The sequence below is a fragment of the Paenibacillus taichungensis genome (assembly GCF_013359905.1).
In the GTDB taxonomy this organism is placed as follows: Bacteria; Bacillota; Bacilli; order Paenibacillales; family Paenibacillaceae; genus Paenibacillus; species Paenibacillus taichungensis.
Map to the genome: position 1 here is coordinate 552591 of NZ_JABMCC010000118.1, position 21754 is coordinate 574344.

At 48.9% G+C, this 21754-nt stretch carries 18 protein-coding genes; 3 read left to right on the forward strand and 15 right to left on the reverse strand.

The window, feature by feature from the left end:
- Position 1: 1 nt before the first annotated feature.
- On the reverse strand, positions 2 to 4561 hold the full coding sequence (locus tag HP548_RS25750) for an RHS repeat-associated core domain-containing protein (RefSeq protein WP_175383196.1): 4560 nt from the start codon (positions 4559 to 4561) through the stop codon (positions 2 to 4).
- On the opposite strand from HP548_RS25750, the gene HP548_RS25755 reads away from it, so the two are divergent.
- On the forward strand, positions 4553 to 5230 hold the full coding sequence (locus HP548_RS25755) for a hypothetical protein (protein WP_175383197.1): 678 nt from the start codon (positions 4553 to 4555) through the stop codon (positions 5228 to 5230). The genes HP548_RS25750 and HP548_RS25755 overlap by 9 nt on opposite strands.
- 182 nt (positions 5231 to 5412) lie before the next feature.
- Here HP548_RS25755 and HP548_RS25760 read toward each other — a convergent pair whose 3' ends face one another.
- The 12 genes from HP548_RS25760 to HP548_RS25815 all read right to left on the reverse strand — a co-directional run bounded on the left by HP548_RS25760 (position 5413) and on the right by HP548_RS25815 (position 17907).
- Positions 5413 to 7005, reverse strand: coding sequence for an FAD-dependent oxidoreductase (locus HP548_RS25760; RefSeq protein ID WP_175383198.1), 1593 nt, complete (start codon positions 7003 to 7005; stop codon positions 5413 to 5415).
- A complete protein-coding gene (locus HP548_RS25765) occupies positions 6995 to 7948 on the reverse strand; it encodes an ROK family protein (RefSeq protein WP_175383199.1) in 954 nt (317 codons plus the stop codon). Before HP548_RS25765 ends, HP548_RS25760 begins: the two co-directional genes overlap by 11 nt.
- Before the next feature lie 28 nt (positions 7949 to 7976).
- Positions 7977 to 8804 carry a MurR/RpiR family transcriptional regulator gene (locus HP548_RS25770; RefSeq protein WP_076288021.1) on the reverse strand — a complete coding sequence of 276 codons (828 nt, stop codon included), beginning with the start codon at positions 8802 to 8804 and terminating at the stop codon, positions 7977 to 7979.
- 6 nt (positions 8805 to 8810) lie between these two features.
- Positions 8811 to 9500: an N-acetylmannosamine-6-phosphate 2-epimerase gene (locus HP548_RS25775; RefSeq protein ID WP_217504846.1), complete on the reverse strand. Its 690-nt coding sequence runs from the start codon at positions 9498 to 9500 to the stop codon at positions 8811 to 8813.
- Between the two features lie 17 nt (positions 9501 to 9517).
- Positions 9518 to 11071, reverse strand: a complete 1554-nt coding sequence (locus HP548_RS25780) for a DUF4127 family protein (protein WP_175383200.1) — start codon at positions 11069 to 11071, stop codon at positions 9518 to 9520.
- Positions 11072 to 11098: 27 nt separating this feature from the next.
- The gene (locus tag HP548_RS25785; protein ID WP_076288293.1) at positions 11099 to 11917 is read right to left on the reverse strand and encodes a carbohydrate ABC transporter permease; all 819 of its coding nucleotides are present in this window, start codon (positions 11915 to 11917) and stop codon (positions 11099 to 11101) included.
- Between the two features lie 26 nt (positions 11918 to 11943).
- On the reverse strand, positions 11944 to 12825 hold the full coding sequence (locus HP548_RS25790) for a carbohydrate ABC transporter permease (RefSeq protein WP_076288019.1): 882 nt from the start codon (positions 12823 to 12825) through the stop codon (positions 11944 to 11946).
- A gap of 68 nt (positions 12826 to 12893) precedes the next feature.
- A complete protein-coding gene (locus HP548_RS25795; protein ID WP_343054931.1) occupies positions 12894 to 14207 on the reverse strand; it encodes an ABC transporter substrate-binding protein in 1314 nt (437 codons plus the stop codon).
- Between the two features lie 254 nt (positions 14208 to 14461).
- A complete protein-coding gene (locus tag HP548_RS25800) occupies positions 14462 to 15451 on the reverse strand; it encodes a serine/threonine protein kinase (RefSeq protein ID WP_076288018.1) in 990 nt (329 codons plus the stop codon).
- Between the two features lie 155 nt (positions 15452 to 15606).
- Positions 15607 to 16476, reverse strand: a complete 870-nt coding sequence (locus HP548_RS25805; protein WP_076288017.1) for an alpha/beta fold hydrolase — start codon at positions 16474 to 16476, stop codon at positions 15607 to 15609.
- Positions 16477 to 16671: 195 nt separating this feature from the next.
- Positions 16672 to 17334, reverse strand: a complete 663-nt coding sequence (gene rnhA / locus HP548_RS25810) for a ribonuclease H (RefSeq protein WP_175383201.1) — start codon at positions 17332 to 17334, stop codon at positions 16672 to 16674.
- An 81-nt stretch (positions 17335 to 17415) separates the two neighbouring features.
- Positions 17416 to 17907, reverse strand: coding sequence for a HEAT repeat domain-containing protein (locus HP548_RS25815; RefSeq protein WP_217504814.1), 492 nt, complete (start codon positions 17905 to 17907; stop codon positions 17416 to 17418).
- Between the two features lie 225 nt (positions 17908 to 18132).
- Between HP548_RS25815 and HP548_RS25820 the strand changes: the two genes are divergently transcribed.
- Positions 18133 to 18699, forward strand: a complete 567-nt coding sequence (locus HP548_RS25820) for a DUF421 domain-containing protein (protein WP_175383203.1) — start codon at positions 18133 to 18135, stop codon at positions 18697 to 18699.
- A gap of 71 nt (positions 18700 to 18770) precedes the next feature.
- Here HP548_RS25820 and ssuD read toward each other — a convergent pair whose 3' ends face one another.
- Entirely contained in the window at positions 18771 to 19928 is a 1158-nt protein-coding gene (gene ssuD / locus HP548_RS25825; RefSeq protein ID WP_175383204.1) for an FMNH2-dependent alkanesulfonate monooxygenase, read from the reverse strand.
- A 231-nt stretch (positions 19929 to 20159) separates the two neighbouring features.
- On the opposite strand from ssuD, the gene HP548_RS25830 reads away from it, so the two are divergent.
- Positions 20160 to 20762, forward strand: coding sequence for a TetR/AcrR family transcriptional regulator C-terminal domain-containing protein (locus HP548_RS25830; protein ID WP_143764563.1), 603 nt, complete (start codon positions 20160 to 20162; stop codon positions 20760 to 20762).
- 223 nt (positions 20763 to 20985) lie between these two features.
- Here HP548_RS25830 and HP548_RS25835 read toward each other — a convergent pair whose 3' ends face one another.
- Positions 20986 to 21753, reverse strand: a complete 768-nt coding sequence (locus tag HP548_RS25835) for an ABC transporter ATP-binding protein (protein WP_175383205.1) — start codon at positions 21751 to 21753, stop codon at positions 20986 to 20988.
- Position 21754: the final 1 nt, after the last annotated feature.

Genomic DNA, 21754 nt, shown 5'->3' on the forward strand with positions numbered 1-21754 from the left:
TTTACAAATGTAGTATATCCCGGTACATTTTGTTTAGCCCATTCATTACACCATGATGATTTTCAAGCCCATATTTCCCAGTTGTCGGTCTATAGGGTACCACATCATACTCTTTAACAACTTTATCTTTTGGATTAGCATACGTTTCACCCTTCACCTCACACATATACCCACTCGGGTCTACGTATCGGATCGGGTTGTTGGCGACATACGCATACAGATTCAATCCATCGCCACGGTACGTGTCTTCCTGCGTGAACCGCGCGATCAGCGGGTTATAAAACCGGGCGCGCAGATAGTAATGTCCCGTCAGCGCGTCCTGCATTTCTCCCGCATATCGGAAAGAATTTACACGCTGCTCTCGTGCAGACAGCATGTTCCCAAAGGCATCGTACGTGTATGCGTTCAGAATCTCACCATGTTGTGCGGTCAGGTGAGTCACATCACCGTGGATATTATTTACATAATAAGCCACATCGCCCTGATCGTCCAGTTGTGTTAGCCATTCATGACCGCGTATATAAGATGCCTGCACTCGCTCCGTTTCGTCCAACTCATTGACGACATGCCAGCCGTCATGCACGAAGTGACGTACAGTTCCATTCGTATCCAGCCTGCTTCGCAAGCCTTCCGGGTCGTAGCCGTGCTGTAACACACCGCCATCGGCTTGCTCCACGTGAATCGTCCGGTTGAATGCATCATAGGCATAGTTTATCGCCTGCTCCCCTTGATGCTCCTGAATCAAATTGCCTTGGGCATCATAAGTATAGCGTATGTTTTTCCCGTTCGCCCTCTCATCGGTCGTTACACCTTGCTCCCCATGCTCTTCCCGCAACGCTTCTTCAATCAGGCTGAGCAGGCGGTTCCTTGTATCGTAAGTGTAACTTGTCCGTTGTCCGTTCCAGACACGGGAGACTCGGTTGCCTGCGGCGTCATAGGCGAATTGCTCCGTACCGTATCCAGCATACCGGGCTTCCACCAGTCGATCCAGTGCATCGTAACGATACTCTGCGCGATCTTCCGTTCCATAACAGCCAACCGTATTCCCGCTTTGGTCATACGCATATCGGTTGTCGAGCAATACTGTTCCATCCGCTGCGCGGGTGTGGAGCCGCGATACCTGTCCATCCGGCGTGTATTCATATGCGGTCTGCACACCGTTGCCGTATAGCATGGACGCGATTCGGTTGCCCGCTGCATAAGTGTACTGAGCCAGATCTTTCTCACCTTGCCGGATGGCAACAACCCGCCCCACCGGATCATATGCGTATTCGACGCGCGTTCCGCCAGCATCCGTGCGAGCCACCGTTTGGCCTTCTGCATCATATTCGTAGCGCAGCACTGGACGCAGAGCCGTGTCCTTCGCCTGTTTCGTCAGGCCATCCATTCGGCTCAGATATTTGGCCGTTAGCAAACCGTCTTCGTTATAGTCGTAGTCATAACGCACCTCGTTATTCGCGGACGAGATCAGCTGGCCGTCTTCGCGGTAGGTGTATGTTTCTTCCTCACCGCTGGACAACTCCCGTCTGCGAACGAGTTGGTCATTGAAATTGTAGACCATGTCCAGTACTCGCTGGTTCCGGTCCTGCTGCCGGGCCAGGCGGCCTTCCCGGTCATACTGATACGTAATTGGCAAGCCGTCTGGACCTGTAATCGCGGACACTTCACCAAGGGAATTATACGCATACTGAGTCGCATGTCCCTTCGCATCCGTAGAACGAGTCAGATTACCCGCCACGTCATAGTCATAGTGCTCCGTTGTGCCGTCCGGCCGTGTCAGTGCCGTAATGTTGCCCCATCCGTCCAGTGTACGGCGCGTCATCCGCCCTTCTCCATCCCGAATCCCTACGACATGCCCTGCGGCATCGTACTCGTATTCCTGTCGCAAGACTGAGATACGATTTGGGCCATTGCCCCACACTTGACGCACTTGGCCAGCCAACGTATAGGCATACCTCGTTTCGACGCCGTATTCCGTCACGGCTTCCTGCTCCCCGTACCGGTTAAAAGCATGCTGCTGAATGATCTCGCCCAACGGATTGCGGATTTCGGTCAGACGGTTCAGCACGTCATACGTGTATTCCATTCCTGCCCCATCGTCACGGGCTGCATCGTACAGGCCAGGGGACACTTTTTTCGCCACTTTCCCTTCGGGATTGTAGAAAAGACGGTTGACTCTGCCGCCCTTGCCCACAAAACGGATTGGCCGATTCCGAACATCGTATGCATACTGTATCCTATGCCCCAGCGTATCCGTTTCTTCTGTCATGTTGCCGCTACGGTCGTACTTCAGGTACATGGAACTGGCTTTCGCACCCGCATGCTCCCGGCGGCTGATCTGTACGATCCGATCAGTGCTATCATAGCTAATCTCCGTTTCGTACCCTTCGGGCGAACGGATGTAGGTCATGTTCCCGTTACGATCATACCCATATTTGGTCTCTGCGGTGACCGTTCCCTGGCGCTCATCACGCAGGTCTTCCCCGTCAAGCACGTCTAGCTGGCGCAATAGCCTGCCCGCTTTGTCATATTCGTAGCGGATGTGCCGCTCCTTGCCTTCACTCAGCTTGTAACGTTCGGAAGTCCGCTGATTCAGACAATCGTATGTATATCGAATGTCTGCTCCCGTGTCGTCCGTGATGCGAGTCACGCGGTGATTACGATCATAAGCGTACGTAATACCGTGATACGTCGCCGGATATCCCTCCCGTGTCACGAATTCCGACGTTCGCTCTTCCTTCACCAGGTTGCCGGCAAGGTCATATTCGTAACGGGACAAGCGGTACAATACGTGCCCGTTAACCTTCGACTCACTTTCAGAGGAAATCCCTTCCTGAACAGGTTCCCGCTTTTCGATTAACCATCCTGCCGTATTGTATCCATGCAACGTGCCGAACCGTTCGGCATCTTGGTCACCACTGTCCACCGCTTTGCCGTCCATTTCTTTGACGACCCGCCCGGCTGCATCATATGCGTAACGCCGTTCGATATGCCCTTCTGCATTGGTCACCTGAACCAGACGATCCATGGCATCATAGTCGTATTCTGTTCCCGGTCCATCATCCGTCTTCAGATCGTATTGCTCTGGACCGATGGACTTCACGAGATTACCGGCGGCATCATATTTAAATCGATGAATCCCTCCATCGGGTAGTATGGTCTGAATGCGGTTGCCGCGATGATCATATACATGCTCCGTGCCTTGACCATCATCCAGTACCGGATCATATTGGTTCGGCTCCACATCTTTCAGTACATGGTCATACATGTCATAGTGGTACCTTCGGGTTTGATGAAGCGGATCGGTGATCCGGATCAGATGATCCAATGCATCATAGCGATACTCCGTTCCTTTACCGTTATCGATTCGTTCCACGTAATCATTCGGCTGCACCTGCTTGATCATGTTGCCCATCTTGTCGTAGAACATCAGCGTGGTATTGCCTTCGGCATCCACAATCCGGGTTCTTTTATTGAGATGGTTATACTCAAATTCAACTGATCCATACGCCGTCGTTATACGGATAACCCGAGCCACATCGTCGAATGCGTAACGGTATTCTTGGCCTTCAGCATCTCTGACATACGATGGTGAATTCGAATGAACAACTTCATAGGCATATGTGGTTACATGACCAAGCGCATCCTGACGGGTGAGAGTCCTACCCTGTACATCATAGGTATAGGCAGTGACCGCCCGACGCTCGGCATCGATCGCTTGTATCTCTTCCAGCACACGTCCGAACGTGTCATAGGCATATGTCTTTTCCACGATGTTATTGACCGATACGGAGATGCGGTTGAGTTGTTCATCATAGACTTGGCTATGCTGTGTACCATCCGCTGCAATCTCCGTAAGCAATTGCCCATGGATGTCATATTCCCAGCGAGTAGTCCGGCCACCTGTATCCGTATGTGCACACTTGAATTGATACGTATCATACTCGAAGGATTCCCGTGTCCCATCCTGATAGACGATATCGGTTACAAGGTAATCTGTATTATAGCGATACGTCTCCACGACATTCGTCGCATGGAAAGTAAATGTCGTTTCAGAATCAGCATCATTATAATGGATATCGGTCATTTGATCGTAAGCATCCCTTTGCCGGATTACTCTGCCAGCTGCATCATAGATGTTAGTCACATAGGTATTTCCGTTCTGGTCCGTTATGCTCTCAAGATAGCCTTGCTCCGAATACGTATATTGAATGTTCCCCTGGTTGGGATAGGTTACCTGCATGAGGAGGTCGCCGTCATATTCATAAATCACGGATCTGCCAATATTGTCGGTCATCCGTATTAACAAACCATCCCGGCACTCCATCAAGACAGTCTTTCCGCCGGGTGCAATCAGACGGCTAATACCGTTATCGTTATACTCCAGTCGCGTCCGGTTCCCTGACCGGTCCGCAACGCTGCTCAAACGCCCTTTCTCGTCATACTCGTACGTTATCCTGTCAGGGCCGATGAGTACATACCCCGATGCATCCTCATATTCGATCAGGCGATAGTCCTGCTTACCTCCAATCGCATTGACCCAATTGCCCTCATGAAACATAAACCTCTCGCCCTCGCAGAAGGTGGGAGTGAGCGCAAACTCGGAGACGCTGTCATTGAAGGTAATATACTGCGTTGGTCTTCGCTCCACACCGGTAGTTCATCCATTACGGTGACCGCCACGGATTCTGAAGGCGCGAGTGTAACCGCAGACATCCAGTTGAAAATTCATTCTTTACGTGAAAAGATACTTCTATATACGGGACTCGGTCTCCTCGCAGCCGGGGGTATCTTCGCCCTGTATTGGTTTGTGCTGAAACCAAAACCTGTATTCCGCGGAAGGCTGGAAGGATATTTCTTGGCCACTGCAAACGGAGAAGATATTCCCGTGACGAATTGGCCACTGACTTCATTGGAGCGACGAAAAGTAAGTCTCAGTGAACTATTTGATCGTATGGACATTGGGGTTAAGGTACCGGAGTCAGGACGAATCTGGCTGGAGGCTGGTAAAAAGGAAACGTTATTGGTACGTCATGATACGAACTGCACAGTCGTTCGGGGACGAACACCAGTGAAACCCAGACATACAGAAGCTTTGGAGTATAATGAAAAGTTGTATATTACGTTTGAAGATGGAGTCACGGAGATTGAAATTCGATACAAAGCCATCAAACCAAGTACTAATATCTATGTAGGACAAAAGAAAGATCCACAGCAGACCATGGGATAATCATCGCAGTGTTGATGAGAACGATCATCTGCAATGACACTATTGTAAAAACAGATGCATAAAGAGAATTAATCGACTTATAGAAAATGATTCCTGTTCAGAACAGGAATCATTTTTTTATCCCTTTGGTATCTCGAGTGCTTATGTGTTCTGAAGATAGCAACGTTCTCTTAAAAGTCTGTCTAACACTCCCCTGCCAGTTCCGCATCTGTCCAATGAAGCTGAACACCCTGGCGAATCAGCTGTGCCTGATAGTCGTGAAGATGCTTCGCCGAAGCCCTCACCTCTGAGGGCTCTACTTGCTGTGAAATGGCATAAGCGGCAAGGGTTCCGGCAGCCTCGCCAATATTCCATTCGGTGGGATGCAGACGGTAACAACCGTTCGCAATCTGGGTCATGGAGATATTTTTGCAAGCTGGGAGCAAGTTCTTGACTCGCACCGGGATGAGTGCACCCAGCGGAATCTCATAGGGATGATTCGGTATATAAAAAGTCCGCTGACTCACGGTTGTTGGATGGAGATCCAGATGATAACTGCCGACACCCACACTATCCTCGTAACGTTTGGCTCCCTCTGCTCCGCACAATTCCTTGCTCACATCCTGCTCGGTAATGGTATATACGCCTCGGATTCGCCGTGATTCCCGAATATACGGCGCTTTTGCGAGACCGTCTTCCGTACCGAGCACATCTCCACGCAGCCTTACTCCCGGATAACCCTTTCCGCCGTCCAGTCGGGGAGCTGCTGTCTGAAGCCAGTATACTAAGGAAAGAGTTAGTTGCCTCGCCGCTTCGAGATGCCGCTCGCGTTCCTCCGGCGATACGCCAATGATTGGCCCGGCGTAATAATCGTTCAGTGCCCAGTTGAGCAGCGTGACTTCACCATCATTCAGTGACTCTGACCATATAGCCGGGTCAACGATCCGCCGATAATCCCACAGGGGGGTTATGCCCTGATCATTCGGGAACATCGTGAACTCTTTCAGCTTGGATGTATCATTGGCATCCGAAGCGTACCAGCTCAGGATCGGATACAGTGAGAACGAGGGAACATACTGACGCCAGTAATCATAATCCCTCGGACGAGGGATCGTGAAGTCTCCTCCCGGCACATAATCCACTGCCGCCACATGGGTAATCGACTGCATGTCTAGCGGGTTCGCTTCATCCAGGGCATGTGGCTCACCCGTATCCCGCCGAGATTCCGCTCCACTTACATACTCTACTCCCGCAAGGGGAAGCAGATCACCGCATTCTGTAGCATCCAGATAATAGGCACCCTGGAGCTTAATTAATCTCCCAATTCGCTCTTCACGCACAGTCACGCCAGTCACCCGGTCTCCTGCTGTATCTACCTGAACTGGCACAGTATGATAGAGCACCTCGATTCGACCGGTGTTCACGTAAGGCGCAAGCATCTCATGCAAAACGGCAAGCGCAACTTTCGGCTCATGCGCCAAGCGACTCACCCAGCCATTACCGGGGTTAAGAACAGGATCGCTCTTGGCGACATCCGTAAGCGGGTAGTTCCGTCTGTAGTAATCTCTGACTCGGCTGCGGAACTCACGATACGATGCTGTACTGCCAGATTGCTCAATCCAGCGATGCTCATCCGGTGGCACCGCCTGTGAGGTCAATTGACCGCCAAGCCAGTCCGTCTCTTCCGTCAAAAGCACCCGTTGCCCTGCCTTGGCTGCAGCCAGCGCAGCTGCAGTCCCGCCAAGACCACCGCCAATAATGACGATATCACTGCGTTTCTCCTGCTCAATCCCCATGCTTTGTCTCCTCCCTGTCACTGCCTTCAGACCAGCCAACGCCGTCCTTACGCAGGTGTTCCAAGGCCAGCTGCGCCGCCCCGAAACAGCCTGCCCAGTTACCGAATTCAGCCACTGCAACCCGGTCTGCCAATCCGACACTGGACAACTTAGCGGTAAGCATCGGCCACCATATAGCCTGATCATGGGTCACACCGCCACCAAGAATAATCAATTCCGGATCTATCGAGGCAGATATATTCGCAATAACCGAGGCCAAATCAGATATGTAACGCTCTAGAATGTACAACGCTATTGCTTCTCCCTGTCTTGCAGCGGTCATAATCTCTCGGCCGTGAGTATACGTGTTGCCCTTCTGTTCCCGCGCCAGCCGCATCAGTGCACTACCGGAAATGTATTGCTCCACGCAGCCGCGTTTGCCACAATTGCAAGGCCGACCGTCAGGCACCAGCACACTGTGCCCCCAGTCCCCACCGCGCCAGTCTACTCCCCGTAACATCCTGCCAAATGCCATATTGGCCCCACCGACCCCAGTTCCGAGTGTCAGCATAACCAGGTTCTGCTTACCGCGGCCGGTGCCAAGCCACGCCTCGCCGAGCAGTGCAGCATTGGCGTCGTTATCAGCAGTTGAAGGCAGGCCAAATTCCGCTGTTGCCCACTGTGTCAGTGGCATTCCCTGCCAGCCAGGTAAATTATTCGTTGCGTGGATCACTTCACCCGTCTCCACATTCACCCTTCCTGCCGAGGCAATACCCAGGGCCTTCACTTCTTCACATCTAGACAACAGTTCACTTACTAACTCGCACAGCTGGCCAAGTATAGCCTTCCGGCCCAACCGGGCCTCGGTTGCACATGTAGCCTCCACCCGAACGACTCCGGCTTCATTGACCACAAGCCCTTTAATGCCTGTGCCACCTACATCTACGCCAATGACCTGCGGCATTCGCTTTCCCCCTATTCACACAAGCCCTTCAATAAATACGGTCGATAACCGCCCTGGCCGTTAATTCCTTCATCTTTTTAGTCTCTTCACCATGCTCGCGCTCCAGTCCCTGGCAGAGCAAGTCGATAATAAACAGCTGAGAGATTTTAGCTCCTACAGAACCGCCTTCAAGGGGAGACTCCTTCCCCGCGGTCAAGAGCAAGATATCCGCAATAGAAGCAATGGGGGATTTGGCATAGTTCGTCATGGCAATCACCTTAGCCCCGTTTTGTTTAGCCTTCATCAGCATATCGTTGGTATCCAGCGTACTGCCGGACACACTGATGCCAAAAGCCACGTCACCTTCTCCCATCGTTACCGCCATCATGGACTGAATATGACTGTCGGAATTCGCTTCCGCACGTCGGCCGATACGCAGAAAACGGTTCTTGGCATCCATAGCGGTAATACCTGACGAGCCCACGCCGAAGAATTGCACATGTCGTGCACTGTCCAGACACTTTACTGCCTGCTCCAACTGGCTACGATCCAGCATACCCAAGCTGGATTGCAGCACACCCACCATCGAGGCATATAAATGGTCGGCGTAATCGTCCTCTCCCTGCTCGCCGTCTGGCTGGTTCTGCCGTTTCGGCAGCCCCTGGGCCAGCATCAGCTTGAAATCCTGATAGCCTTTAAACCCGATTTTACGGCAGAATCTCATCACCGTGGTCTCTCCGGTACCAGCAAAATCAGCCAGCTCAGTCACAGAAAAATAGATTATATTATCCGGATTGTCCCGTACGCACCTGGCCACCTTCTGCTCCGACTTGGTCATGGAAGGATAATACGTATTAATTCGGTCATTCATCTCCATTACTCTTCATCCTCGCTTTTTTCTGGTCACTGCTGCGAACTGTCGGGTAATTAGCTGTGGCCGAGTTATTGCGGAGCCCACCACAACCGCGTATGCCCCCAGATCAAGCGCTTCTTCTACCTGAAAAGGTTTACTAATCCGCCCTTCGGCAATGACCGGAATCTTCAACCGCTGTGCGGACATTCCCAGCAGCTCCAAATTAGGCCCTTCCTGCTGCCGGGAATACGGTGTATAACCCGATAGTGTAGTCGAAACACAGCTGACTCCAAGTGACTCAGCATATAAAGCTTCCTCCAGAATGGAGATGTCTGCCATGGAAACTACTCCATTTGCGTTCAGATAGGCGGTGATTTGCTCCAATGTATGATTTTCCGGCCTGCTCTGGCGGGTCGCATCAAATGCAATGATATCCGCTCCGGCCTCTAGCAGCTCGTCAATTTCTCTGAGAGTTGGGGTGATATATACAGCAGAATCCGGGTAATTGCGCTTCACGATGCCAATAACCGGCAATGAGACGGTCTGCTTGATCGCACGTACATCTGCTGCCCCATTCGCCCGAATACCCGCGGCCCCTCCTTCCTCCGCAGCAGCTGCCATACGAGCCATCATCGCCGCGCCATGCAGCGGTTCGTCAGCCAGCGCCTGGCAGGAAACAATTAGCCCCAAATGCAGTTTCTCCAGCACTACCTTTGTCAGGGTTTCCACCCTCTCTCTTATATTCTGCTTTCCTTACCTGGGTTGGATGGTACGAATCGTACAGACAGGCCCACTTCGAACATCCGGTTCCATGGCATATAACAATCGGTAATCTGGATACTCCCTGCTGTAGTATCGATCCGCACAGTAAGCTCTTGTCGCAACCTTTCCTCTACTCGGGCAGCAACAAGGCCACGAGACCCATCCAGCAAGTACTTGCCATATCCCATCTCCTGTACCGGGCCATTGCTAAGTTCTCCCCGAACGACTGAACAATAGCAAACATCCTCAGCATAGCGGAGAGCGAGGAAATCAAGATGCGATTGTGTACGACCATAGAGCAGATAGATCATGGCCTGCGAAATGACGGTTCCTAGCGAGTTGGAGCTGGTATTCCAGGCGGCATATCCAGCCAGATCAAATAACATGTCTTTTTGCCGCAGCATCTTGACCAGCTTCTGATCCCCACCATTGGCATATCCCACATCCGCTACAGCCACCGGCTTGTTCTTGCTCCTGAGCAGAAAGTGTCCATATTCCACCAGTTCCATCAGGTTTCGGTATACATCATAGCTGTAAAAAGAATGCTGCTGCGACACCGCTTCCGCCATCGTCTCTCCAGGTGTGCTAATCAACAGCACTAGATCTGCTTCAGTCTCACTGGATGCAATTAACCCACCTGCAGCCAAAATCTGATATTTGAGCGTCTCATAGAAAAATCGATCCTCGAATAGCGGAGTAACAAACGCCCCCTGAACAGATGATAATCGTGGGTACACCAGCGGCATCCGGCCGCGAGCCTTGTTCATCATTCTGGAGAGCAGTACGCAACCAACTTCGTCCGCACCAGGATACATGTAGACTTTAAGTTCCAGATCCAGGGCGGTAATCCGGGCTCGCACTTTCTCCTGATCCTTGGCTGTATGTCCATAAGGCGCCGAATCATCCTGCGGCACAATCATGAAGTCGATAATTCCTTCCTGGACCAGAGCCAGCACTTGCTTGTTAGCTTCAATATTTATGGCCCTGCGTCCCAGGTAATCTTCCAGCACTTCCATTGGTAGACGGTTATCGATATCGGCCAGCTCGCGGATTTCCTCATCCGTCGCAATCCCCAGCTCCATCCGATGGCTGATGAAACCTTTGCGAAAAATCTCTCTTCCCCAGTCGGCGTAATAATCCGGCTCCTCATCGGACAGGGAATATTGCGGGCAGCGCATAATCAGTTGGAACGCATACAGGGTTAGCTGCGGGTACTGCTGCTTGATCCCCCGAAGGCGCTCCAGACGCGCCGTCAGTTCATCTGGCTTCAACCGATGTAGCCGGGAAGGAATAATCCCGCCATAGAGCAACGTATCTAAGGCAACGATTGCTCCATCTGCCCTTGCACAGCTCTCCTCAAACCAGGTCCATAACTGTTCCACATCGCCCGGACGTTTTTTCAGGCCCATGATTTCAAGTGGGGGACGCTCAACTTTGAATTCCGTTCCCTGTGCCAACAAATAAGGAAACTCATAATTGCAAGGCCGTTCATCTAACGGAACAAAGGTTAGCTTATACTGCTTCGGCATGAATGCGTTCACCCTTTCTGTGTTTTTTTATCCTTTAATCGCTCCGGCGATGCCTTCCATATAGTATTTTTGGGTGAAAAGGAAAACAATGATAATCGGCAGCACCGAAATCATGGTGCCGGCGGCAATCCAGCCGAAGTTATACGAGAATTGACCGTTCAGATACGTCAGGGCCGCTGCCAGTGGATATTTCTGCGGATCATCCAGCACGACAATCGGCCACAGGAAATTGTTCCAGAATGCCATAACTTCAAGCAAGCCAATGACGGCAATACCTGGTTTAACCAATGGCATGACAAGCTGCACGAAGATACGGAACTCGGAAGCTCCATCCATTTTGCCAGAATCCCGAATATCCGTCGGTATGCCCAGAAACGTTTGCCGCATCAGAAAGATGTTAAAAACCGACACCGCGGCCGGAAGCACAACACCAAGAAACGTATTGCCCAAGTGAAAGGCCTGAATCGTTAAATAATGCACAATCATCGCCGTTGCCGAAGGAATAATCATGGTCGAGATCAGCAGCGTGAACACCAGATTACGTCCCCTGAACCGAAAGGTCGCGAGTGGATACGCCGTTAGGCAGGACAAGAAGATGTTAAACACTACCCCAAGGAGCGTAATCACCACCGTATTTATGATGTAGCGTGGAAAATCCATGAACTCCCACACCTGCACGTAGTTATCGAAAGCGATGAAGGTTGGTAGAATTGCTGGTGGATTCGCAAACACATTACGACCAGGCATCAGCGATACGCTGAGCAGCCACAGAAAAGGACCCATCATAAACAGGGCGAGCAAAATCAACAGTACATAAATGATCAAATGACGAAGGGCTTTTTTCATTTTTTTAGACGAAAGCGTATGCCGAATCAATAGGTATTCACCCCGCCTCTCCGGTTCAGCCGGAACACCAACACACTGAGCGCTGCTACCATCACACTGACGATCAGCCCAAGCGCCGAGGCATACCCGAAATTGAATTGCTCCAGCCCTTTTTGAAAAATATAAACGCTTGAGGTCAGCGTGGACGTTCCCGGCCCGCCCTTGGTGAGAATATAGACCTCATCGAATACACGAACGGCACCCATCACCGAAATTACGGTGCAAAAGAGAATATGCGGCCGCAGCAACGGAAGCGTCACATGAATAATCAGTCTCAGTGGTCCTGCTCCATCCACTCTGGCGGCTTCGTATAGATCTGCCGGAATTCCCTGAAGCCCAGCCAGATAGAGCATCATATAATAGCCGAGACCCTTCCACATGGTGATGAACATCAGCACATACAGCGCCGTACTGCTCGTGGAAAGCCAGGAGACCTGCTCACTAAGAATGCCAACCTTCAGCAGCAGGTAATTGACCACGCCGTTATTGCCCAACAGCCAGCTCCAGATCAGTGCCACCGCGACCATGGAAGTTACAACCGGTATGTAGTAGGCAGCCCTGAACATTTTGACACCTGGAATTCGGCTGTTAACCAGAATGGCCATGAGGATAGAGATGATTTGAATCACCGGCACAACCAACACATACACCAACGAATTCCACAGCGAAATCAGGAAATTGTGATCTTGAAAGGCCCGGGTAAAGTTATCCAAACCAACGAAATGTGTCTCTGTAATGACAGAATAATCGGTTAATGAGAGGGGTACCCCGTAAATAATCGGCCAAAAGGTGAAAACTGCCAGAAACAACAATCCCGGTGCCATAAACGCCCATGCAGCAAAAGATTCGGATCGAATCGCCTTGTACACGGCTACGCCTCCCTCTCTTCTAGGATTGAGGGGGAGTACTCCCCCTCATCAGACTGTACCGCATAAGTTCAGGATTCCTGGTTAAGAATTTGGTTAACTTCCTTCTCCACTGCGTTCAACGTTTCTTTAATATCTGCTCCGTTCATCAAAATTTCCTGCAAGCCCCGTGCCAATGCGGAGTTGATATCTCCTGCATTCGGTACGCCGACCATGTAATCAGTGGCTTTATCGAGACTTTGAGAGGAGGCTACCTTGGCTTCGGCTTCCAGCGATCCGTCGGATTGCGTAAAGAACGGATCTTCAATGGAGGCTTTGCTCGACGGCAGCGTGTTGGCTACCTTGGAGAAGGCAGTCTGGTTCTCTGCATTGGTAATAAAGGCGGCAAATTCCACCGCTTGCTCGGGGTTTTTGGATTTCTGTGGCACAACGAGATCCATGGAATTGGAGAGCCGCAGGTTCGCTTTGCCCGTTGGGAGCGTTACAGCAATCGTATTTTTGTAAACATCCGGTGCAGACTTCTTGATGAAGTTGATAAAGGTTGGACCCGACAACTGGAAAGCGACCTGCTCCCCGGAAAAATACTGGATCTGCTTGCTGAATTCCGCATCCTCCTTCAGCACCACGCCTTCGGCCATCAGATCACGCATTTGAGCGATCATCGCCTCTGCCTCCGGCGTATTGAAAGCGGCGGCCGTTTTGTCCTCATTTAGAATCGGAATGCCGTCGATTGGAAATAACTTGGAAATAAGCTGCTGCGCATAACCGGCCACTCCGGTCTTTTCATGGACCTGACGGGCCCACTCCACAAGTTCCTCTCGGGTCTGCGGCGGATTTGCCGGATCAAGGCCTGCCTCCTTCACCAGCTTGGTATTCATGAACAGCACTTCGGTACCTGTGTACCAAGGAAGCGCGTAAGCTTTGCCATCCAAAACAGTAGAATTATAAATGCCTTCAAAGTAACTCTTCGCTTCCTCATCTGTCAGGTATTCATTCAGATTCAGCAGCGCTCCCTTACTTCCCAATTGACTGGCGAATTCGGTATTGAGGTTCACAACATCAGGGCTTTTGCCACTGGCCGTACTGGTCAATAAACGCTGTGAAATGGCATCATATGGATAGTCCTTCCACTCGACTTTCACGCCAGGATGACTGCTCTCATACTTGGCAATCAATTCATTGAAATAATCGTTGAACGTTGGCTGTAAAGCAATCGTCCAAAACTCCAGCGTCACCGGCTTTCCCGCTTCCGCACCCGTCTCCCCAGTGCTTCCCGGACTCGGCGTACCAGCCGTATTGTCATTTCCTCCGCAGGCGGCAAGCAGCATAGACATCATAACGACTAGCAGCAAAGATACTGTGAAGCCCTTTCTGTTGGTGGTCACACAACATTCCCCCTCAGTTTGGTATAAGACGGGAGCCGGCGATTACGTCAGATTTCCTGACTAATTACTCCATCTTTCCAATGGAGTATATGCAGACCCTGGAGTTAGAATGAAGTATTCTTCCAGAAATAAATTAAAAAAAGAAATAATTTTTCTTTTAGGTTAAAAAAACACACAAAAAAGCCAGTTCGGTCCGTGTAAGGACCAAACTGGCTTTTTTGTGTTACGAATATATGTATAAGACAAGGCTGCAATTAAGCCGTCTCATGCTGTTTCTTCGGCTCTGCTTCATAGACTTGCGTATGTTCATTTTCAGCTAAAGCCCATTCTACCGTGCCAGGTTTGCGTATTTTCCACATCCAGGCCTGTACTTGAAGTGATCTCTTAACCCATGCGAGAGACGCACAACGTTGCTCGGAACGAACTGATAATCCCCAGTGAATAACGCGTGCGAGCCACCGGTTCACATACTCATTATGAGAACGCACAGATGGCAATTCATCGCGGAACAGTCGCTGTTTAACATCCATAGGGGGCTGCCCACATGTCCAATAATGAAGCAACGCTGCCAGGCTATATATGTCTGACATCGGTCCCTGACTGGATTTCTCCGAGTAGAACTCAAGCGGCGAATACCCGGCCGATGTAAAGATCGCCTGTTTTTCCCCGGATTGTACAGGCCAACGAGCTGCTGAACCGAAGTCCAGTAGTTTGGGCGTACCGTCTTCCATTACCATAATATTGGATGGCTTCACATCACGATGAAGAATTCCCTGCTTATGAATATAGTCCAGTGTATCTACCAGCGGGAGCAATGTCTCCGTAATAAATGCCGCGTCCAGCGCATGATTTCGCTCAATCAGATATTCGGTTAAGGTTACCCCTGTACAATATTCCATAACAAGATACCCTGTATCATTTTCTTCGAAATGATCCACATACGACACAATATGAGGATGATTCAATGTCGATAACAGCTCTCCTTCTACCAAAAATGCAGCAAGAAGTTCCTGATACTGACCACTGAAACCTCGTGAAGAACAGAACACTCCCCGTTTGTCAGCCTGACGTGCTGCAAGCCTCTGGGGGAAAAACTCCTTGATTGCTACTTTTGCACCTGTATTCCGATCTCTTCCTGCATATACAATAGCCAGCTCACTGCTAGCCATGAGATGTCTTACCTGATATGTATCATTTAAAATTACATTGCGTTGCAATGCCATTTTGCAATTGTCCTTTTTCATAACAGACCCTCTTTTCAACCTTGTCGATCGGAAGACTTGCCGCATGTTGCATCATTTGGTCCAACCAGACAGGCGTTTCATCGCCAACCATGTATATAAACCAAATGATGCAATTTGAATCACAACCATGCGGAAATATTAAAAAATTTCTATATTTAATAATTCTTCTGTAAAAATTGCTGAATTTCTTGGTTCATCTGCTTCAACACGTCTTGAGAAGGAAAATGACCTGTGTCGTATTTGATTGCTTTGACATTCGGAATAATCTTCTGAGCTCTTTCAATGACCTTATCTGCCGGGAAAAAGACATCCTTTTCTCCCACCAGCAGCAGAGTTGGCGATGTATAATTCACCAATTCGTCCTGCTCCGTAAGCTTGGGCATATCCTGCTCCAGACTGACGTATTTGAAGATTTTCCCGATTATATTTTTATCTATTTCTTTCATACAACTGCATGACATGATATCCGCGATCTTTTGCAAAGAAGTTGGAGAAGAAGTCATTTTGTACGTTACGAGTGGCAACACGATATCCTGAGCCATTTTAATTTTGGATCCTACGGCCAGTCCAGCGGGTGCTACCAGAACAGAACATGCAATTCGGTCCGGAATGTAAGTTGCCAGTCTTAGGATAATTCCGCCTCCAAAGGAAGGACCGATAAACGCACTTTTTTCGATCTTGTAGTGATCCAGCAAATCAGAAATCCACAAAGCCAAACTATCAAACCTTGCCGAAATTCGTGTTTCTTCACTGTAGCCTGGATGACCGATCGTATCCGGCGCGATAATCCGGTAATCTTTGAAAAGAGAAGAGAACCATGACAACGTCATCGGATTCACACAATTTCCGCCCTGGAGAATAAATAGCGGCTTACCGTCTTCTGGACCTGTTAATAAAACATGCGTTTGTCCAAAACGTGTCTCGACGTACTCTCGTGTAAAACCTTCGCCCAATTGCTCAACATACGCTTCGTATTCCTCAAGTATGCTGCTCTTGCCTTCTTCACTTCTATAAATGGAACTCATGTCTGCCTCCTGCAAAGTATACTCTTTCAACATTTTATGGATTTTAAGGTCCATAAATATAAAAGAGCCCGCTGATGACAGGCTCCTTCATATGTGTAACTTATCATAATGAACTGATTATAGAATGGAAACTGGAAATTGTAAACATCGTTTCTCATAGAAAATTAATAATATAGAAATTGTAGAGAAATAGGGCTATTTTCGGCCGTAATCTGCCTTGATTTCGCCCCACTGCTTGGTCTGCCATTTTAGCACTTTATTGCTGTACGTATTCGTCCGCAGCCACTGCTCTGCACGGTCAATCATCAGCCAGATCTCTTCGGTGGAAGCATCCCTTGCGAGCGTGGTGGACACCGCTTTTTGCTTCAACCATTTCATCGCATTGACGGAGTCCGTATAAACCGTCTTACTACTACCCTCTTTTTTGAGATACGCCAAGGCATGTACGATTGCCAGAAATTCACCCAGATTATTCGTACCTTTGGAGATTGGCCCAACGGAGAAAATAATCTCACCCGTGCGGGTATCTACGCCTTTATATTCCACCGGCCCTGGATTCCCACGCGTACCAACATCAACCGAGATGCTGTCATAGTCAATTTCTGCAGAGGTCTCCATGCCCACACTTCTTCCGCTACTGCCAGACTTCGTCTTCGAAGAAGCGCCTGAACCACTGGCACCCGTACCCCAGTTTCCTTTCCATCCTGCACGATATGCCTCTTCGGCGGCGGCTTTCGATTCATACGATTTATATTTTGCTCCGGTAAAATGATCCGTTTGTGCTTTGCATTCCGCCCATGTGCTGTATACGCCAGGCTGCTTTCCTGCCCAGACGACATAGTATTTCTGCTTTGCCAATATGACCCGCTCCTTCGTTTGCTGCATTCAATTCCTTATTGTAAACGATAGGGAGGTGAGAATGAAAGAAGCGTGTTTATCTTATCCCTGCACTTGATACCTCCATTTCTTCAACATTTCTAATGCTACTTCCAGAAGCTTGCTTTGGTTATGTGAGATTTGCATTTCAATAATTGTTTGACACCTAAGGTTTTGTAAATCAGATAACTTATCCATCATTTGCTCCAGCAACATGAATGACTGCGCGCTCACTTCAAGACTGGAATCACCGATAAATGGAATAATGTTCTCAATATGTACTATGTAATTCAGGTTTTCAAGAGCGTATAGCAATGTGCCTCTGCTTCCTGATGTCTTGGAGTCTGTGATGACTTCAATTAACGGTTCGACTGCTCGATCATCTCCAATGTCAGATAAAGCGATAGCAATTGTGTTGCGTAGTATGGCGTTGTCCGTAGATTTCAGGAGTTCAATCAAGAAAGCGAATTGAGTTATATCCTTTTTTTCACCAATATATGCTATTTGTTTAACAACGCCTTCCATATCTCCTTGGGAAAGATGCTTTTGTAACATGTTTGTATACATTGTACGTTGTATCACTCCTCATTTTTTAGAAGAAAGCTCTCCATAATAATATCGGTCATTTCCTTATTTTAGGATGTAGTATAATGGTCCTTATAATGTCGGGACTATTTTCCTTATCCACATCTCTTGTCCTAAACAATTGTATATTTCAACCAGATCAGGAACAGGCTAAGAAATACGACACATGATTTGGTACAGAAAGGAATACAACAAATGGACTGGATATGGAAATCCATCTTGCTTGTACTGATTGGTATGTTTCTACTGCGGATTGCTGGACGTAAATCTATCTCGCAAATGAGTGTAGCCACAACGGTCATTATTATCTCGATCGGAACAACGATCGTGCAGCCAATTGCGAATCATGAGTTAGGTAAAGCGATTGGGTCAGCGGCGGTATTTATCCTCACACTTCTGATTGTTGAACAGTTACAATTGAAGTTTAATTGGTTTGAAAAACTGATGAGCGGAAAATCGAAGGTTGTTGTGGAAGATGGGAAGTTGAATCTGCCGAATTTGAAACGCATGCGCTTCTCCGTGGACCAATTGGAGATGCAGTTGCGGGAGAAAGGGATTACAAGTATTGCCGATCTGGAAACGGCCACGATGGAACCAAACGGGCAACTCGGTTACGTGCTCAAACGGCACGCACGCCCAGTAACCGTAGGCGATTTGGAAGCACTCCTGAAGCAAGGTACGTGGTCCACGGAATCCAATGAACTGTTCCAGGAGGTCATCCAGGATGGACACTCGCGTCCAATTGACTCCAAGATACAGTAAATGAAATAGACACCCGAATGCGAATGCCTTCAGGTGTCTTTTTTTGCCTTAATCTGCAATCCGTTATGAAATTAGGACTTGGAGGAAACTTCCGATTTGACCATGTGATCCGGAATGTTGTTATTGGCAATGATTTCTCCAAATGGACCAACAAAGGAATCGCCGCTTTCTCCATGTTGCGAGTACTGAAGCTTTGGAAATAACAGCTCCGCGGTACGATAACATTCTTCCAGATGCGGATAACCTGATAAAATGAAGGTCTCGATCCCCAGTTCTTCATACTCTCTGATTCTGGCTGCGACCTGATCGGGATCACCAACAAGTGCGGTTCCGGCACCACCCCTAACCAAGCCGATACCCGCCCACAGATTGGGGCTAATCTCTAGGTTGGAACGATCCCCATTATGCAGCTTGGCCATTCTCTGCTGTCCTACGGAATCCATGCGGGCATAGATCTTCTGGGCAGCGGTTATTGTCTCCTCATCCAGATGGGAGATCAGCTCATTAGCGGCCTTCCATGCTTCGTCTGCTGTCGGACGCACAATAACATGCATACGTATGCCAAAACGAATGCTTCTTCCTTTCTTTGCAGCCAGTTCCCGCATTTGATGAATTTTGGCTTGCACCTGACTCGGAGGCTCACCCCACGTTAAATACACATCGACATGATCCGCTGCCACTTCCATTGCGGCTTCCGAGGAACCACCAAAATAGAGTGGTGGATGTGGCTTTTGGATGGTCGGATACAGGACGGAACCACCCTTAACCTTCAGATATTTACCTTCATAGTCAACAGCCTCTCCCTCCAATTCCTTCCGCCAAATGGTCAGAAATTCATCGGCTAACGCATAGCGCTCATCGTGGTCCAGGAACAGCCCTTCTCCTTCAAGCTCAATTGGATCTCCACCAGCCACCACATTGATCAGCAGTCTTCCTTTGGAGAAACGATCCAGTGTTGCGGCCATACGTGCAGCTGTGGTTGGCATCATCAGACCTGGACGCGCCGCGACAAGAAACTTAAGCCTGTCCGTGGAAGAAATCAGCGATGAAGCAACAATCCAGGCATCTTCACACGACTTTCCCGTAGGTAACAAAACACCGGCATATCCAAGTTCATCCGCGGCTTGTGCCACCTGCTTGCAGTAATGATAACTGACTGCCCGAGCTCCTTCTTTTGTTCCAAGATACCTGCCATCCCCGTGCGTGGGAATAAACCAAAACAGTTCCATAGGTATGACCTCATTCCTATTTCTTATATTTTATTTTTCCGATTGATTTGGTGTGTTTTATTTATTATGATAGCTATTATCCGTTGGATATCAACGATCAATTAGCCAGAATCTGACGGTTAAACAACGCATTTGACCGATGTGTTGCGAAATGTCTTATTCATCTACATCCCCAAACCATTTGAAGGCTCAACAAAGTTGAACAATCCGTTGTTTTCGAGGTGATGAGAAGTGAATGAATCCCGTGGAGTGGATCGAAGAATTTTACGGACCCGTGTGATGATTTCCAAAGCTCTCCTGAAAATTTTGCCACACAAGGCCTTTACCGAAATTAGTGTCGTAGACATCGCCGAGCAAGCGAATATCAATCGATCTACCTTTTACGCCCACTTTCTGGACAAGGATGATTTATTGGATAGCATGGTGAATGAGAAATTTCAACTGCTTGAACAGTTACTGGCGGAACGGAATTCCCACCTTGGGAGTCTACCTTCATTTAACGAGCCAGATCCCATTTATGCAGTATTGTTCGAGCATATATTGGAGCATGAAGAATTCTATAGGGTGATGGTACTCATTAATCCTGCTGGGAATTTCAACAGCCGGATGAATGAAGTGATTAGAGAGATGTTTTTGGATCGGATATCCCAGTTAGGTATGGAGCAAAAAGAAGTGCCTCTCGATATTCTGCTGGATCATATCAGCTTCTCCACCATTGGAATTATTCACAAATGGCTTGCTGACAGTAAGGTAAACTCACCTCATCATATGGCTCTTCAATTAACCCGCATTGCCCTGTTAGGAACATATAAAGCGATGGGAGCATTGGTTTAGAGGGAATAGCCACATCTCCAAAAAGGTGATGCACAACATCTGAATACACGTGACATGTGACACTTGAGACTCTAGAACAAAAAGAACTGTCATTTAAGCATATATTCCGCTTAAAGACAGTTCTTCTTCTGCTACTTAGTCCATAATTGCCTGTGCAACCGGAGTTATAGTGGAAGAGATAATGAGAGAACATGTGTGAGTTTCAGCTAAGACAGTCCTTGTCTCACCGTGTACTCAAATAGGCAATACCCAAGCCACCGGTAACCGGATTTTCATAGATTTCACATTCCACGTCGAATACTTCACCAATCATTTCACGGGTCAAGATATCGGCGGGTTTGCCATGAACCACAATCTGTCCCTGCTTCACAACATAGAGGTAATCACAATACGCTGCAGCGAGTTCGAGATCATGAAGCGCAGCCAATATGCCGATATCCAGACTCCGCACAATGTTGAGGATCTGAAGCTGATATTTGATATCCAGATGATTGGTAGGCTCGTCCAATATCAGAAATTCGGGCTGCTGCGCCAGCACTCGGGCGAGGACCACACGCTGCTTCTCCCCGCCGGACAGGGACACGTAATTGCGGTCCGCATGTCCGGTCAGATGTACCTTTTCCAGCGCCTGTTCCACGATTTCATAATCCCGTTCATTATCCGTCTCCAGCAGCTTCTTGTGAGGAGTGCGACCCATCATGACCATTTCACGCACAGTAAAATCAAAGCTCAATTCGTTAAACTGACCCACAACGCCCATATGCCAGGACACGACCTTGGGGCTGGATTTCAAAATGTCCGTATCATCGAGAAATACTTTTCCTTGCTGTGGTTTGATCACTTTATAGATGCTCTTGAGCAGCGTTGATTTGCCACAACCGTTCGGGCCAATCAGGCCTACGAATTGCTTGCCCTTTACCTGTAAAGAAATGTCCCGGATAATATCCGTGTTCAGCACCGATATGGATACATTTTCTACATTCAGTTTCATG

Bases quoted from the DNA above. Each gene is read 5' to 3' on its own strand.
- HP548_RS25835 (WP_175383205.1), bottom strand. From the start codon at position 21,753: ATGAAACTGAATGTAGAAAATGTATCCATATCGGTGCTGAACACGGAT.
- HP548_RS25765 (WP_175383199.1), bottom strand. From the start codon at position 7,948: ATGCCGCAGGTCATTGGCGTAGATGTAGGTGGCACAGGCATTAAAGGG.
- HP548_RS25815 (WP_217504814.1), bottom strand. From the start codon at position 17,907: ATGTTACAAAAGCATCTTTCCCAAGGAGATATGGAAGGCGTTGTTAAA.
- HP548_RS25805 (WP_076288017.1), bottom strand. From the start codon at position 16,476: ATGAGTTCCATTTATAGAAGTGAAGAAGGCAAGAGCAGCATACTTGAG.
- HP548_RS25755 (WP_175383197.1), top strand. From the start codon at position 4,553: ATGAAACATAAACCTCTCGCCCTCGCAGAAGGTGGGAGTGAGCGCAAA.
- HP548_RS25800 (WP_076288018.1), bottom strand. From the start codon at position 15,451: ATGAAAAAGGACAATTGCAAAATGGCATTGCAACGCAATGTAATTTTA.
- HP548_RS25760 (WP_175383198.1), bottom strand. From the start codon at position 7,005: ATGGGGATTGAGCAGGAGAAACGCAGTGATATCGTCATTATTGGCGGT.
- HP548_RS25770 (WP_076288021.1), bottom strand. From the start codon at position 8,804: ATGGAGATGAATGACCGAATTAATACGTATTATCCTTCCATGACCAAG.
- HP548_RS25780 (WP_175383200.1), bottom strand. From the start codon at position 11,071: ATGCCGAAGCAGTATAAGCTAACCTTTGTTCCGTTAGATGAACGGCCT.
- HP548_RS25750 (WP_175383196.1), bottom strand. From the start codon at position 4,561: ATGTTTCATGAGGGCAATTGGGTCAATGCGATTGGAGGTAAGCAGGAC.
- HP548_RS25785 (WP_076288293.1), bottom strand. From the start codon at position 11,917: ATGAAAAAAGCCCTTCGTCATTTGATCATTTATGTACTGTTGATTTTG.
- HP548_RS25820 (WP_175383203.1), top strand. From the start codon at position 18,133: ATGGACTGGATATGGAAATCCATCTTGCTTGTACTGATTGGTATGTTT.
- ssuD (WP_175383204.1), bottom strand. From the start codon at position 19,928: ATGGAACTGTTTTGGTTTATTCCCACGCACGGGGATGGCAGGTATCTT.